Source organism: Opitutia bacterium ISCC 52 (assembly GCA_014529675.2).
Taxonomy (GTDB): Bacteria; Verrucomicrobiota; Verrucomicrobiia; order Opitutales; family UBA2995; genus UBA2995.
In genome coordinates, this window is the sequence record CP076040.1 from 1,952,002 (window position 1) to 1,967,781 (window position 15,780).

General features: G+C 49.3%; 10 protein-coding genes. 6 read left to right on the forward strand and 4 right to left on the reverse strand.

Annotation, left to right across the window (positions count from 1 at the left end; all coding sequences use genetic code 11):
* Window positions 1-21: 21 nt before the first annotated feature.
* The 4 genes from GA003_08355 to GA003_08370 form a co-directional block, all read right to left on the reverse strand.
* A complete protein-coding gene (locus GA003_08355) occupies window positions 22-2,574 on the reverse strand; it encodes an FtsX-like permease family protein (protein QXD29958.1) in 2,553 nt (850 codons plus the stop codon).
* A 79-nt stretch (window positions 2,575-2,653) separates the two neighbouring features.
* Entirely contained in the window at window positions 2,654-3,337 is a 684-nt protein-coding gene (locus GA003_08360; GenBank protein QXD29959.1) for an ABC transporter ATP-binding protein, read from the reverse strand.
* Window positions 3,338-3,435: 98 nt separating this feature from the next.
* Window positions 3,436-4,920, reverse strand: a complete 1,485-nt coding sequence (locus GA003_08365; protein QXD29960.1) for an Nramp family divalent metal transporter — start codon at window positions 4,918-4,920, stop codon at window positions 3,436-3,438.
* Between the two features lie 402 nt (window positions 4,921-5,322).
* Window positions 5,323-7,155: an alkaline phosphatase D family protein gene (locus tag GA003_08370; GenBank protein ID QXD29961.1), complete on the reverse strand. Its 1,833-nt coding sequence runs from the start codon at window positions 7,153-7,155 to the stop codon at window positions 5,323-5,325.
* A gap of 229 nt (window positions 7,156-7,384) precedes the next feature.
* Between GA003_08370 and GA003_08375 the strand changes: the two genes are divergently transcribed.
* The 6 genes from GA003_08375 (at window position 7,385) to GA003_08400 (ending at window position 15,699) form a co-directional block, all read left to right on the forward strand.
* Window positions 7,385-9,232, forward strand: coding sequence for an arylsulfatase (locus tag GA003_08375; GenBank protein QXD29962.1), 1,848 nt, complete (start codon window positions 7,385-7,387; stop codon window positions 9,230-9,232).
* A gap of 119 nt (window positions 9,233-9,351) precedes the next feature.
* A complete protein-coding gene (locus GA003_08380) occupies window positions 9,352-10,857 on the forward strand; it encodes a sulfatase-like hydrolase/transferase (GenBank protein ID QXD29963.1) in 1,506 nt (501 codons plus the stop codon).
* On the forward strand, window positions 10,854-12,275 hold the full coding sequence (locus tag GA003_08385; GenBank protein ID QXD29964.1) for a sulfatase: 1,422 nt from the start codon (window positions 10,854-10,856) through the stop codon (window positions 12,273-12,275). Before GA003_08380 ends, GA003_08385 begins: the two co-directional genes overlap by 4 nt.
* Window positions 12,276-12,388: 113 nt before the next feature.
* Window positions 12,389-13,819 carry a GntP family permease gene (locus GA003_08390; protein QXD29965.1) on the forward strand — a complete coding sequence of 477 codons (1,431 nt, stop codon included), beginning with the start codon at window positions 12,389-12,391 and terminating at the stop codon, window positions 13,817-13,819.
* 5 nt (window positions 13,820-13,824) lie between these two features.
* Window positions 13,825-14,586 carry an SDR family oxidoreductase gene (locus tag GA003_08395; GenBank protein ID QXD29966.1) on the forward strand — a complete coding sequence of 254 codons (762 nt, stop codon included), beginning with the start codon at window positions 13,825-13,827 and terminating at the stop codon, window positions 14,584-14,586.
* 21 nt (window positions 14,587-14,607) lie between these two features.
* Window positions 14,608-15,699, forward strand: coding sequence for a mandelate racemase/muconate lactonizing enzyme family protein (locus GA003_08400; protein QXD29967.1), 1,092 nt, complete (start codon window positions 14,608-14,610; stop codon window positions 15,697-15,699).
* The last annotated feature ends 81 nt before the right edge of the window (window positions 15,700-15,780 follow it).

Consider the following 15,780-nt stretch of genomic DNA (forward strand, 5'->3'; position numbering starts at 1 on the left):
AATTTAAAGAAACGCCTGCCTTCATTCTTCCTGCAGGGGTTTGGTGTTTCCGTTAAACCAACCGACGAGCCAGCTGACAGCAAAGCCCAGTAGGAGTAATATAATGCCCAAGCCAAGGATGCTGGGCCAAGGAATGGTGTACTGGAGAGTCCAGCCAAAGGATTGACGGTTGATGACATAGACTAATAGCCAGCCGAGTCCTAAGCTTAGGAGGATCCCACCCATGCTGGCGATCAAGGTCATGCCCAAGCCTTCACAAGCGGTAATGGACGCCCGTTCTTTTCGCCGAACACCCAGTCCATTGAGCGTCGCCAAGCTTGCTGCGTCTTCCTTAAGGATATTCATTAATGCCAGCGCCAACCCCACGACCGCAACAAACAACCCCAGCAGACGCAAAGCGTAGGTCACAGCAAAGGTTTCGTTAAAGATGCGAATCGCATTCTTCAGAAGAGATTCTTGCTCTCTTATGGCTAGATGCGGGTATCGTTCGCTTAGTTGTATGGCCAGGTAATCTGCATCGCGGTCGGGTTTTAGATATAAACTGAGATTGGAATAATCTCGTGTGCCGTACCAGGCGCGCATGTCTGCTTCGTCGATCAAGATGCTACCACGGTCGCTACCATAGTCGGCTTTAACGCCTCGAATCCATAGTCGTTTATCTCCTAAGGGAGTTGGGATAGAAATGAGATCCCCGACTTCGTGTCCAAATCGGTATTGAAAGGCCTCATTGCTGATCACCCAGGAATCAGCTTCAGCGGGTATCTGTTCAATGGGCAGAGGTTCGTTGATCCAAAGGAAGGACTCATGGCTCCCCATTAATTTGCTTTTAAATCCCACTAAGAAGACAGGGCGGCCTTTGTATTGGATGTTCAAATACCGGGAAGGTGAAACTTCAGCGATCTCATCAACCTGTGTGAGTTCATTGACCGTTTCTTCGCTCACATACTGGGTAGAGCTTCCTCCTGTGAAGGCCTTATTGGACACATAGAGATCTGCCTGGAATCGATTATTCATCCAGCCAAGAACGGTGGCCTCGAAACTTCCGACAAGTATGGTCATACTGGCGGCCATGCCCACGGCTATGAATAATCCCGACACAGCCAATCGGTGACGATTGCCAGGAGTCCTCAGTTTTCCAAAACCAAGATTTCCTCCGATGGAAAATGCAAATGCCCGTCGCAAGACGCGTCCAACGGGAGCCATCAATCCCGCAAGTACTAGCGAACCGCCGATCAGCCAAGTAAAAGCCGTAATATAGCCGAACACGGGGAGTGGGCTATTCGCAGTGAATTGGATAGCGGGAAATTGAGACATTGCAAAACCCATTAACAGGAGACCCCATCCTAAGCGTTGGAAAGGAAATCGACTGCGACTAATTTCCTGACGGCCACTAGCCAGGATTTTGGAGGGTTGTATCTGATTGGCCACAGACAAAGGAAACAATCCCGCTATCAAGCTTCCTACAAATCCAAGTAGAAGACCGTAGGCACAGTCGCTCATATTCAATTGGGCGCTCGTGGCTGTGCTGTTTAGATAGAGCGCATTGACGGTCCTTGCAATGCCTACAACTACCGATTGAGCTGCAAGCCATCCCAATAGAATCCCCAGTAAACTCCCAAGGAAGCCAAACACAAACAAGTCGATCAACCAAAGGTTGCGAATCTGAGACGGCAGTACGCCCAGTGCCCTGAGAATGCCCATCTCCTTTCTTCTTTGAATAACGGCCGCATCCATTGACTGGGTGATGAGGTAAATACCTACGAGAAGCGAGATGAGGGAAAGAATGGCCAGGTTAAGCCTGAAAGCGGAGGTCATCATGGCATTTGATTTCTGTTCGCCTTGAGGGGAGGTTACATTCCAGCGACCCGCTGCCATGTTCCTTAATTTAGATTCTATAGATTGTATTTGTGTCAATCGAACGGCTTTCTCCGATTCAAGTATTAGCTCAACCCGTGTAACTGCTTCATTATCACGGAGGAGGTCCATGGCTGCTGGTAGATCCATGACAGTTAAGCTTGCTGGCATCTCTACGCCCAAACGGTTGGCCGGTAGGATGCCCCGGATGTTCAGGTTTGTTACTCGATCATTTATCAAAACGGATATGGAGTCTCCGCTCTCTACGGAAAATTGTTCAGCCAATCCGGAGGAGATAAAAATAGAGCGAGGCTCGCTGATGACTTCGAATAAATCGTAGCCTTTTTGGATGCTTTCGGTGTTCAGGAGTCGGCCACCATTTCCAGCGTATTGTACGTTGGAGATGCCCACGACATCAATGCCGATAATAGTGATGGGGAACCCTAAGTCAGTGGCTTTAAGTTGAGTACCTTGAATGCGTGCTTGGATTTCCAATACAGGAGCTATTTCTATGGGATACTCCTGCAGTGCGGATCTAACTTCTGGTAACCAATTGGTCAAGAAGCGGTCACCTTGAGCATTCAATGTTAGGTCGGAGCTTCCTGTGATGGATTCGGTGAATCCACGAAATCCTTGAATAGCCGCTCGATTGGCCATGCGGATAGAAAGAAAAGAAGCGACACCCAAGGCTAGAATGGCAACTAGGATAGTAAATTGCACTTTGTGTCTTGCCCAGTGACGAAAGCTGGTCCTCATCCAAAGTGTAAGAAAAGACCGTACTGATAGTGCTGGATTCACTTCAGGAAGATGGATTTTGGGTCGGCGTGTTCTTTGCGCTGAGCTTCCCATCCGTCATGTGCAAGTTTCGATGGCAGATCCGCGTTGTCTCGGGTTGATGGGTTACCAGCAGTAAGGCCACTTGGTGCTGTTCGGACAGCCGTTCCAAGAGATCCAATACTCGGTCTCCATTTTCAGCATCCAGGTTTCCTGTGGGTTCGTCGGCTAACAACAGAGTGGGTTCGACGACCAAGGCGCGTGCTATGGCAACGCGTTGCATTTCTCCTCCGCTCATTTCCCGTGGGAAGGCATGGGCGCGATTGTAAACGCCGACTTGTTCCAACATCTTCTCTGCTCGCTCCAATTGATCTTTTTTGGAAAAGCCATTCAGCTGTAGTGGAAGACAAACGTTTTCCACTGCAGTCATGGATGGGAGCAAATGAAAGAATTGAAAAATTGAACCTATCGTTTTGCGGCGCAGTAGGGTTTTATCGTCTGAGCTTAGCTGAACGATGTCCTGTCCGTTGAGTTGGATTGAGCCTTCATCCGGGGCATCTAAACCGGAAATACAATTGAGTAATGTGGACTTACCAGATCCGGAAGGCCCCATGAGAGCTACTCGCTCGCCCGCGCCCATAGTGAAGGACACGTCGTCCAATACCTTGCGCTTACGGTATGCTTTTGAGAGATGGCTAACGGTTAGCATGCCTTATGACATAAGCTTGAGAATCAGGAAGGCAACTGGCTCTTCTAAAAAAACCTGACTCTATCGCGCCACTGCCGATTCAAGGCTTAATCCATGGCCTAAGCAAAGGCGCCAGCTATTTTGGACCAGGCCAGCCAGACTCCTGCCACGAGTAAACCCGAAGCAGAGAGCCATAAAAAGAAATCCCATGCCTTTGAAGGTTTAAGGGCCAGAATAGCGTGTTTATAACGGAAATGGATGGCGGCAAAACCAAGCATGGGTAGCATGAATGCCTGCATAGTGCCGGCGAGTAGGACGAGCTCTTTGGGTTTTGGGTAGAGCCAGAAGAAGAGGAAGCTGACCAGCGGGAATCCCAGGCACAACCACTTGATCCACAGGTAATCTGTTGCTGGATTTCGTTTACGCCAACCGAAGATGACCAGCGCATCGGAAAAGACACGTCCCTTGCTAGCATTGACCACGAAAAAGGTAGAGTAGAGGACAAAGACCGAGCCAATCAGGAACAGTTCAACGGCCCACTTGCCAAACACCGGTTCGTACATCGCGGCGAGCGTGCGGATCATTTCCATGCCTTTAGGGTGCAGGTCCGCTCGATTAAGCACCGCAGCGCCCAGTAGGTAAAAGACGACAGTGGACGACGTATAAACAACAAGCGAAAGGACGGCGTCCCAACGGAGGACACGAAGCCAGCCTTTGGCGCGTTCATTCCAGACAGGTGTATCTTCCCGTTTGCCGATCCAGGCTGCATAACCTTTCTCTAGGCAGAAGTACGGATAGTAGACGAGCTCCCCAGCTCCAACTCCAATGAGCCCGAAGGTGGCGAGGGCGGTTACGACAGGATCGATCCCTGCTTGGGCCGGGGGCAGCTTGAAGGATAACCCTTGCTTGATGCTCTCCCAGCTCACCGCCCATTCCGGATTCATCTGGAGCATCACCAGATTGACTAGAGTAAACACAGTAAACCCAGCGACGAACACCGTTACGATGGTCTCTATGGCTGAGTATCTCCCGAAAAATAGAATGATGGCGGTGAGAACCGAAATCACTAACGCCCAAAAGAAGATGTCGATACCAGGATCAGGGAGTGGGGCTGCAATCGCCGCCAGCTGCGTCTCGCTTACTTCTCCACTGGCCAGAGCCAGTTTGGCCATTACTTGTTCCTCCGCGGCATCGTTGAAGGTGACTCCTTGCTCGGTAATGGGTGCGCTGATACTTAAAGCCTGTCCTACGCCGCCGATGATACCGCCCTGCTGTGCCGTCGTAGCCACATACATGAGCAGCCAGAACCAGGCGATCCAGTGGACGCCTTTGAAGCGAAAACCCGGTAGGCTATTGATACCTTCCAAAGTCGTGCGACCTGTTAATATAACATAGCGACCTATCTCAACCTGGACAAATACCTTAATCACGCAGCCGACGATGATTAGCCACATCAACCAGAAGCCCGCTTCTGCTCCCGTCGCCGTGGTAGCAATCAACTCACCCGATCCGACAATCCCCGCAGCCACGATGAGTCCGGGCCCGAGTTCCTTCAGCGTTCCCAGGAATGTCTTGGGTGGTTCGCGTATTAGAGATGGGTCCATGGTGGGGAGGTCAGTAGAAAGCAGTGGTCGGTGACTAGTGTTCAGGTGTCGGGATGGAGGGGTAATCGGTGATCAGTGACCGGTAATCAGTAATCTGGTCTATTGGAAGAGGAAGGCAAAGAGTAGGAGGAAGAAGGAAGATCTGTCAGTTACGATTCGCCCGCGATCCGATAGGCGGGGCTGGCCAGCTGTGACCAAGCAAGCATACTTTGAGATACGATACGCCTGCGACTTCCCGGTAGGTTCACGGAGTCAAGATGTTGGATTTGGTGAACGGTGAGGAAACCAAAGGCGGCATCTTGGCCCGAAGGTGTGTGTGATTTTCAGTTTAGTGAGTTTCCTGTGTTCCTGAAGGTACCCAATCCAACTCAAGCTTAAATCCATTACACACACCTGCTGAACCTATCGGGCGTGGACGGGTTGAGCATAAATGAGCTCACCCGTATAACCATCGTAGTATTTAAATAGCACGTGGGGTTTCGGATACGCTACCCAGCGTTCGCCTCCGCGTTGTAGCGGGTTGTTGAATACGTTGTTTACTTGTGCGATGCAAAAGGTCGGATAGAGGCGTTCCAGGCGCGGTGCCTCGGAATAGGCATAGGTCGACCATTTGATATCTACTTCGCGATCCTGATAGGTCCACTTTCCATTTACAGGGCGGCCACCTTCGTCTTGCAGGGGCATGTGATTAACCGAGTTACCTGGGCCAGCGGCAAATTCCCACATGTTGTCGGTTATCTGGATAGCGAAGCTGTTGTGCAGGTCGCCGGTGATTACGAAGAATTGTTTAGGATCTCTTTCGTCGCAGAATTCGATGAGCTCATCGCGTTCTTCGAGAAAAACGGTCCAGGCTTCGTCCTTAGGATAGGTGTTTTTGTCTGCACCGCCACCGGAACCCGTGTGAGGAACTACAAAGTCGACGGAGGAGACCATGAAAATGAAATCGGCGGTGGAGTTCTTGATGCCTTCCTTAAGCCATTCGAATTGTTGCTTACCCAAAATGGTGGCTCCTTCTTGCCAGGGCTCACTCAGGATGTGGAGGGAGCGGTGAGGCCGGGTCTGCAGCATGAAGAATTCACAGTTGGCCACCTTGAAGGAACCATAACTTCTGCGGCCGATTGAGTAGGTGCCTTCATTCGAAATCTTGGGTTCAGGCGTTATGCGCAGTCGGTGTTTGTCGATGACTTCCACGACGCCGTAGACGGCAGAGTTGGGATTGGGTGGTGGTGCCACGTCCAAGGACATGTTGAGTGTTCCGTCGAGATTTCCATGGCCCCAATGCACATGCAAGGTGGAGAAGTCTTCCATGTTCATGTCCGTGAAATCTGCTTCTGGATCGTATAGCACGTCACTGCCTTTTTCGAACTTACCGCGGCCGAAGTAGGCATCGGCTTCGTGCTCCATAGGATTGGCCCAACCCACGTAATCGTGCCAGGCCTTGACGCCGGGATCGCGGAAGACGGCGCGTCGGTTGACCAGGCCAATTTCGTTGGTGCCATAAATATCGTTCAACAGTTCATGGTCATCGAAGGTGTAAACGTTGGGTACGTTTTGATGCCATTCCATCAGGTTCATGCCACGTGATAGGTAGGTTTTGTAGTTTTCCCAGACGCCCACGATGGACGGTGCGAGGTCGAGCACTTCTGGTACGTCCGCTCTATCGAGTCCCACTTGATGACGCCAGGCCTCTATGGTGAAGTCGCGGTCTTCCTCGTAGATGAAATCTCCGTTGTTGATGCCGAAAAGTACTTTGTCCGTCCATTGTTCGTTGAGAATGTCGTAGGAGGGTAGATCGGGGCCTGCACCGGAGCCGGGATTCTGATTGATGCAGGAAGTTGCATGGAACTGGAAATTGAAGAGTCCTTCAGGATTGTATTCTTCGTTTCGGTAGTCGTCCGCTTCAGGGAAAGTGCGGAAGCTGCCCCCTCGGCCCGTATCAGTCCGGTAGTAATACAAGGTATCTGGCTCCAGATTCGTTAGCTTTACCACGGCTGTGAAATCATTTTCAGCTTTAGTTTCAACCGGGGCGGATTGTTGGTCCAGAATGTGGCGATGAGTACCGTAGGTGACGGATACGCTGGTGGGGCCATTGGTTCGCATCCAGATACTCATGGTGTCTTTGCCCGGGCGTCCCAGGAGTGGACCATGGGTAACCTTGGTCTCCATGGTGATGGCAGGTTGCGCCCATACCAAAGAGGTCATAAATAGCAGCGAAAGGATGGTAATGATTTTCATAGAGACAGAGTAAATCGGGGTATTAATGAGTTTTAAAGTATTCAGAAAAACAGTGCCTTCCACCTAGTGCGAACCAAAAGTCGAGATTCTCACACGATTGAGGGAAAGTGATACTAAAACGGTCAGAAGGAAAAAGACCCTTAAAATAAAGAACTCATCGAAGAGAATGTGCCGACAGCTGTTAAGTGGTGCTTGATGCTGTCCTTCAGTCACCTATCTTTCGATGGCAATGAAGCACCTCTCTACGCTGTTTTTAATTCTTCTCTGTATTCTCAACGTGGCCTGTAGGGCCCAACGAGGTAAATCTCCCGTCCTTGGATTTAATCAGGTCAAAACCAATGTCATCGTGATCATAACGGATGACCAGGGTTACGGAGATATTGCGGCTCATGGAAACCCAGATATCAAAACGCCGGGACTCGATGCGCTACATGCCGAAAGTGTGCGATTGACTGATTTTCATGTCGATCCTACCTGCTCACCCACACGTGCGGCTCTGCAGACCGGACGCTATTCCTCCAGGGTAGGGGTTTGGCTTACTTATGGGGGACGGAATCATTTGCGGAAGGACGAAGTAAGCTTGGGAGATGCCTTTAAGGAAAGTGGCTATAAAACGGCTACCTTTGGTAAGTGGCATTTGGGCGATAACTACCCATTTCGGCCTCAAGATCGTGGTTACGATCATTCACTCATTCATGGGGGAGGAGTTGTTGGAGAAACGCCTGATTACTGGAATAACGATTACTACGATGATACCTATTTCAGAAATGGAGTGCCCGAGCAGGTTGAAGGGTATTGCACGGACGTCTGGTTTCGTGAGGCGGGTGATTGGATTGAAGAAAACAAAGAAGAGCCGTTCTTTGTCTATCTGGCTACCAATGCACCCCATGGGCCTTCCCATGTGCCGATGGAATATGTGCAACCCTATCTCGATGCTGGAATCCCCAAGGCTCGGGCTATCTTCTATGGTATGATTCAAGTGATTGATGAGAATATCATCGGGCTAAGGCAGCGGCTTGAAGATCTGGAAATCGCAGAGGATACGATGATTGTTTTCATGACAGATAATGGAACCACGCGTGGTTACGAACTCGGTGAGAATCCCGAATATCCGAAATCCGGGTACAACTCCGGGATGCGCGGAAAGAAGTCCTCGGCTTATGAAGGTGGACATCGAGCGGCAGGATTTATCCATTGGCCTAAAGGGAACCTCGTTCACGGGACCGACGTGCCTCAATTAACTGCTCATGTGGATATTATGCCAACCCTGGTTGAGCTTTGTAATCTCAAATTGCCCAAACGAGTAAGATTCGATGGAACGGATATATCCCCGCTACTTCGTGGGAAACCCAATTCATGGTCTGACCGAACACTGTTTGTGCATCATCAAGGAAGATTCGGTCAGTTTGTGGGCGATGGCTTCCTTATAAAAGACAAAGATTATGCTGTGATGACTCAACAGTGGCGCATGGTTGGGGACGAGTTGTACGAGATCGCATCAGATCCAGGACAGCGAACGGATGTGGCAGCCGAAAACCCCAAGGTCGTGAAAAAGCTGCGCGAAGAGTATGAGGATTGGTGGGAAGATATCTATCCGGGATCCGAAGCCTATGTCCCCTTCGTGGTCGATGCAGCCAAGCAAGAGGTGTATACGCTATCTTCTCAAAATTGGCATGGTGATACGATTCCTTACAATCAACACATGGTTCGAACCGGGATGGAGGGAAATGGATTTTGGGCAGTGGATATTGTTGAAAGCGGCAGTTACGAGATTTCTGTTCACCGGTGGCCTATGGATGCAGGTGCAGCTATGAATACAGCGGTTGAGCTGGGGCCTTATGATCCTTCGCTTCATAGTATTAATGCTCGGACCAGTGAGCCCACGAAAGTAATGGAAGTAAGGTCCGTTCGCTTAAAGGCTGCGGATTATGATCAGACCCTCGCTGTGACTCCCGGTGATAAGGAAGTACGGTTCAATGTCTATTTGCCGGAAGGCGAACACAAGATACAGGCCTGGCTGAATCTCGAGTCGGGTGATTCGAATGGCGCCTATTATATCTACCTGAGGAAATCTTAGTATTTAGTCGATATTAAGGGCAGGGTAAATGACTTAAACGTACGGCCTCATGTTGCCTGAACTGTTCCAATCATTTTTTCCTCTTCAATTGGTAGAGAATGTCACACTATTAGGTTTTTATGATTCTTCATCGATTCTCTCTCTTCTTCCTGACTCTATGTTGCTCATCCTTTGGTCTGCTGAAAGCCCAACAGAAGCAACCCAACATCCTCTTTATCTTCACGGATGACCAATCTCACCGGACGGTCTCGGCTTACGAAGATTCCAGGCAGTGGATTAAAACTCCTAACATTGATCGTCTGGCCGAAGAGGGAATACGCTTTAAACACGCCTTTGCGGGCCCGTGGTGTGCTCCGAGTCGGGCCATGTTCCTAACCGGTAAGCATCTGCATGGCATCCAGGGATTGGATTTCGTTGAATATCCTAAGATCAATCAGACGGAGGACTTTCGCATGTGGCCTGAGGTATTTAGAGACAATGGATACACCACCGCGGTGATTGGGAAATGGCATCTGGCTTCTGACTATCGTCATGGGCAGGTGTGGGATCACTCCATTATCTGGGAACGACTGGGTGGTGAGAAAAGCGGGGATTACTTTCGGGGCCAGAAACTTCGATTCGATGAAGGCGACTTCACGCCCGTAGGTGGGCATTCCACGGATAATTACACGAACTATGCCGTCGATTTTGTGAAGCGAGACCACGAGAAGCCCTGGATGCTCTGGCTTTGTTATGATGCCGTGCATGCGCCCTTTACTCCGGCTGATCGACATGAGGGTGATTACAGTGACGTGGATTCTATCCCGGTGCCTGGGGATATCTATCCACCGAGACCAACCAAGCCAACCTATATGCAGAACTACTCGATGTTCTCGCCGGGTCCGGATGGTGTCCCTGTAGACGAAAGGCAACAGCTGCCGCTTCCAAAGCTCGTCCAGAAATACAACGAAGGGGTGCTTTCTATTGATGAGGGTGTCGCTGACCTTTTGGAGACTTTGAAAGCTACGGGCCAACTCGATAATACCATCATCGCCTTCAGCTCTGATCAGGGGATCGCGATGGGGCATCATGGTATGGAGATAAAGGTGGCTCCTTATGATGATAATATTCGGGTGCCCTTTATTGTTCGATTGCCCGATGGTACCTCGGCGGGAAGAGTGATCGATCATCCGGTTAATGTGATTGATCTGGTACCTACCTTTTTTGATTACGCAGGGATTGATCTTCCTTGGAGAATGCATGGAGACAATATTCGACCCTTGCTGGAGGACTCGGTTATCACCTGGGATCGTCCGTTGATTCAGGAGAATTTCAGTCGCAGCTTTGGACCGCAAACGGATCGAGGCTTGACTCTGGTCGATCCAGAACAGGGAATTCCTAACCAGAATGTGGATTGGTGGATTTTTACGAGGTATGGAAAGTATAAATACATCCAGACGTTGGTTGAGAATGAAATCGAGGAATTGTACGACATCGAAAATGATCCACACGAATTAACGAACCTGGCCTTGGATCCAGCCTATCGATCGACTTTAACTGCATTGAGATCCAAGATGCTTGCTGAACTCGAGCGTATGGACGCCGGTTTTGTTAAGAATCTTCCTGAACCCAAACGAACCCCATGATACCTTTCAAGAAAGCAGGCTGTTTGCTTCTGTTATTTGCGTCGCTTTCTTTGGCTGCGCAGACTGAGCGTCCCAATGTGCTTTTTATAGCAGTGGATGACCTGAATAACTGGGTGGGTTTTCTGGATAACCATCCAGGAGTCAAAACGCCACATATGGATCAATTGGCGAAGCAGGGGATGCTCTTTACCAATGCTTACTGTTCAGCACCAGGTTGCAATGCATCGCGATCAAGTTTGTTTACCGGGTTGAGGCCTTCGAGCACGGGGATTTATGCCAATGGGCATGATTGGCGCAAAATGGATATTACCAAGGATCTGGAGACTCTTCCGGTTACTTTGCAAAACGGAGGTTACAAGACGGTGCGTGGAGGTAAACTCTACCATGCGCATACACTTCGAGAATCTGCTTACGAAGGACATCTGGATCCTGAGCCCTGGGATGGTTATTTCCCTTCGCGGAATCTACAGCTGCCGCCCGAGGTCGAACCAGCATCCTGGCCGGTTAATACTACAAAGATGTTTTATCAAGGTCGTTGGGATTGGGCGCCCCTGGATATTGAAGATGCCGAGATGGGGGATGCCAAGGTGGTTTCCTGGGCTGAAGGAGAATTGTCAAAGACTCACGACAAACCCCTGTTCCTCGGAGTAGGTATTTACCGACCGCATTGGCCATGGTGGACACCTCAATCTTATTTCGATCAGCATCCACTCGATGAAATTGAGTTTTTGCCGGAGCCTGAAGATGACTTGGATGATTTGCCGGCAGCCGGAAGAAAAATGGTTCGAAGTAGATGGGACGACTGGATTCTGGATAAGAACCTGCGCAGCCATGCCATGCAGGCCTATCTTGCTTCCATGACATTTGCGGATGCGATGGTCGGACGTTTATTGCGAGCCTTAGAAAATGGACCGCTTGCTGATAATACCATCATTATACTATGGTCGGATCATGGTTACCACATCGGGCAAAAACATCATTGGGAGAAGTTCGCTCTATGGGAGCAGACGACGAATGTGCCTTTGATTATTGTGGATCCTCGTAATGAGAAAGCAGGTACGCGGATTTCTCAGCCTGTTAGTTTGTTGGATCTTTATCCGACCATAGCCGATCTTTGTGGGCTAGAAGCTCCGGAGCACCTTGAAGGTACCAGCCTTTTTCCGCTTCTTCGAAACCCCGAAGTGGAAACGAACCGTGGAGTTATTACGACACAGGGTTTAAAGAACCATGCTGTGCGGTCAGCTCATTGGAGATATATTCGGTATGCGGATGGGTCCGAGGAGCTCTATGACCACCGGAACGATCCTCAGGAATTTACCAATTTGGCAGGTCAGAGTGAGTTTGATTTTGTGAAACGGTATCTTGGAGAGATGCTTCCACTTAGAAATGTCAAACCACCCGCGCGAGGGGCGGACTGATTTGAGAAAAGTCAGCAAGTTTTATTAGATCGAAGAGTTGAGATTTATTTGTTTGGATTACCGCTGGAATTTGTGCATCAATTGCAGCCATCTCCTAACAAAGTCTACACTCTATGGACCCACTCTTCGTTCTTCTCATTGGGGTTGCTATTGTCTTTATTGGCATCCTGGTATTTAAACTCCATGCGTTCTTTACGCTGACCCTCGCTGCCATGGCGGTTGCGGCCTTTTCCAGTCCCGAGCTGATATCGGCTTTTTGGCAGGGGGAAGGGAAGTCGGTCGCTGAGGCGACCAGTCTGGCGAACTCACCCTTCGGGCTCCGAGTTGCGACTGCGTTCGGAGTAACGTGTGGAAAGATCGGAATTGTAATCTGCATGGCATCCATCATTGGGAAGACCCTTTTGGATAGTGGTGCAGCTCTTAGGATTGTCCGAGCCATTTTGAAAGCCCTCGGAGAAAAACGCGCTCCTGCAGCGATGGGCGCTAGCGGCTTCTTTCTGGGTATACCGGTATTCTTTGATACGGTCTTTTATTTGATGGTGCCCTTGGCAAAGGCCCTGGCTGCCTCCACCAAACGCAACTATGGCCTATACATTTTGGCGATCATTGCTGGAGGTTCTATCGCACACTCTCAGATACCTCCTACGCCCGGACCCTTATTTGTAGCTGAGCAACTCGGCATAGATATCGGCATGATGATGATCTCTGGAATCATCGTTGGGGGTATCGCCGCGTTTAGTGGCATGCTTTATGCCAAGTGGATTAATAAGAAAAAACCCATTCCATTCCGCGATTTGGAAGAAGGTGGCGATACCGAAATGCAAAGTTGGGATGAGGTTGATGAATCGAATCTTCCCAATCTTTGGTTGTCCATGGCGCCTATCGTTCTTCCTTTGGTCCTTTTGTCGGGTAAAACGATTTTAACTGGAGGTGCTGGTGCAGCAGGCATGAATCTCCCTGGGTGGTTATCTAACTTGGTTGGCTTACTAGGTGATAAGAATGTAGCGCTGACTCTTGGTGCCTGTATTGGCCTCTTTACACTCTTTAAAATGAAGGGTGGTAATAATGCTGTCAAAGAAGCCATGCAAGCAGCCCTTGCCAGTGGTGGTATCGTTTTGATGATAACTTGCGCTGGTGGAGCTTTCGGCGGAATGTTGCAACAATCCGGCATTCGCGAAGTGGTTGCATCTCTGGGAGTAGGCAATGGTTTTTGGTTTTTACCGATGGCTTTTATTCTCACAGCCATGATTCGGACTGTGCAGGGATCAGCCACTGTGGCGATGATTACCTCAGTCGGTATTCTCGGTCCTATGGCAGGGGATTTAGCTTTTCATCCGATCTACTTGGCTATGGTGATTGGTTTCGGTTCTAAACCGGTGCCTTGGATGAACGATAGTGGGTTCTGGGTCATTAACAAAATGAGTGGCATGACCGAAGGTGAGACCTTAATGAATTTCTCAGTCATGGCTACGATCATGGCTACCGTTGGTTTGATTTTTAGCATTATTGGATCTATCGTACTTCCTCTTGAAGGATTGATGTAAACAACATGGAACCATTTAATTTAACTGGAAAAGTTGCCCTGGTATCGGGCTGTAGTCGTGGTATCGGAAAGGCGATGGCCGTGGCTCTCGCTGAGGCCGGAGCTGATATTATTGGCGTAGCTGCGCATATGGAAACATCGGGCAGTGCTGTTGAGCAGGAAATTCAGGCACTCGGTCGATCATTTTCAGGCTATAACTGTGACTTTTCGGATAGGAAAGCTCTGTATTCGTTTATCGAGGACGTGAAAGCAAAACACCCTCAGGTCGACATTCTTATTAATAATGCAGGGACCATTCTCAGAAAACCGGCAGCCGAACATCCTGATGAATATTGGGATACGGTCATGGAGGTGAATTTGAATGCCCAGTTTGTTCTTTCACGTGAGTTTGGAAAAGAAATGGTCGAACGTGGAAGTGGGAAAATAGTTTTTACCGCATCACTCCTGACCTTTCAGGGAGGTATTACGGTACCTGGCTATGCTGCGAGCAAGGGGGGTGTCGGGCAACTGACCATGGCCTTAGCGAATGAGTGGGCTGGTAAAGGTGTAAATGTAAACGCGATCGCCCCCGGTTATATTGCAACTGATAACACGCAGGCACTTCAGGACGATCCTGTTCGAAGTGAACAGATTCTCGGCCGTATTCCTGCTGGACGTTGGGGACAGCCCGAGGATTTTAAGGGTCCTGTATTATTTCTAGCATCTGATGCTGCGAACTATGTTCATGGAACGACGCTGCTGGTAGATGGAGGATGGATGGGACGTTAATTCATAAGACTTACTTGTCACATGTCCGAAATTTCCAGAATCGAATCCAAACTCTACAATGTTCCATTAAAGGAAGCGCTATATGATGCGCAGCATGGGCTTCATACGCATTTTGAGTTGATAGTGGTCAGTATTTACCTGAATGACGGAAGTTCTGGTACTGGATATACATATACTGGAGGAAGAGGTGGTACTGCTGTTCAAGCCTTAATTGATCAAGACCTTGACCCTGCTCTGAAAGGTCAGGATGGAACCAATGTCGAAGGTATTAACGAATTTTGCGAATGGTACATTCACTACGTTGGCCGTGGTGGAATTGCTTCATTTGCCATATCGGCTTTGGACATCGCTCTTTGGGATATTCGCTGCAAGCAGGCGGAAAAGCCACTCTGGCAATATTTGCGTGGAGAGGCTCCAACCTGTAAGGCTTATCATGGCGGGATTGATCTAGACTATACTGTGCCGCAACTTACCGAGAGTGTTCGAAATGCTTTGGATAATGGGTTTAATGCCGTAAAAATAAAAATCGGAAAAGACGACTTTGCTGAAGATATAGAGCGCATCGCTGCAGTCCGAAAGGAAATCGGTGATGAGGTGCCTTTTATGGTGGATGCCAACTATTCAATGACGGTTACGGGTGCCATTGAATGCTCCAAGGCGATGGAGCCTTACGATATATTCTGGTTCGAAGAGCCTACCTTGCCCGATGACTATGCCGGCTTTGGCAAAATTGCAGATGCTACCAAGATCCCCTTAGCCATGGGTGAAAACCTGCATACCATGCTTGAGTTTAGTTATGCATTTGCTCAGTCGAAACTGTCATTTATTCAACCGGACGCCTCTAATTGCCTGGGCATTACTGGTTGGTTAAAAGTTGCAGAGATGGCTCGTTTCTATGGCGTGTCTTTATGCTCCCATGGAATGCATGAACTACATGTCAGCTTACTCGCTGCACAACCGAATTCAGGATGGTTAGAGCATCATAGCTTTCCCATTGATGAATACACAACGCGTCCTTTGGTGTTGGAGGATGGGCTCGCAGTTGCACCTGATGATCCCGGGATTGGTGTTCAATTTGATTGGGCTAAGCTTCGGCCTTTCCGGAAGCTATAATTCTCTTGTTTTGCTCTTCGGTAAATTGGGTTCAATGATTGACTGATTACAAATGATCAGAGGAGTGATCATTGTAGCTTC

What these genes read in the sequence shown, in the direction of transcription:
- GA003_08390 (QXD29965.1), top strand. Translation starts at nt 12,389, where the DNA reads ATGGACCCACTCTTCGTTCTTCTCATTGGGGTTGCTATTGTCTTTATT.
- GA003_08370 (QXD29961.1), bottom strand. Translation starts at nt 7,155, where the DNA reads ATGAAAATCATTACCATCCTTTCGCTGCTATTTATGACCTCTTTGGTA.
- GA003_08365 (QXD29960.1), bottom strand. Translation starts at nt 4,920, where the DNA reads ATGGACCCATCTCTAATACGCGAACCACCCAAGACATTCCTGGGAACG.
- GA003_08360 (QXD29959.1), bottom strand. Translation starts at nt 3,337, where the DNA reads ATGCTAACCGTTAGCCATCTCTCAAAAGCATACCGTAAGCGCAAGGTA.
- GA003_08380 (QXD29963.1), top strand. Translation starts at nt 9,352, where the DNA reads ATGATTCTTCATCGATTCTCTCTCTTCTTCCTGACTCTATGTTGCTCA.
- GA003_08395 (QXD29966.1), top strand. Translation starts at nt 13,825, where the DNA reads ATGGAACCATTTAATTTAACTGGAAAAGTTGCCCTGGTATCGGGCTGT.
- GA003_08400 (QXD29967.1), top strand. Translation starts at nt 14,608, where the DNA reads ATGTCCGAAATTTCCAGAATCGAATCCAAACTCTACAATGTTCCATTA.
- GA003_08385 (QXD29964.1), top strand. Translation starts at nt 10,854, where the DNA reads ATGATACCTTTCAAGAAAGCAGGCTGTTTGCTTCTGTTATTTGCGTCG.
- GA003_08375 (QXD29962.1), top strand. Translation starts at nt 7,385, where the DNA reads ATGAAGCACCTCTCTACGCTGTTTTTAATTCTTCTCTGTATTCTCAAC.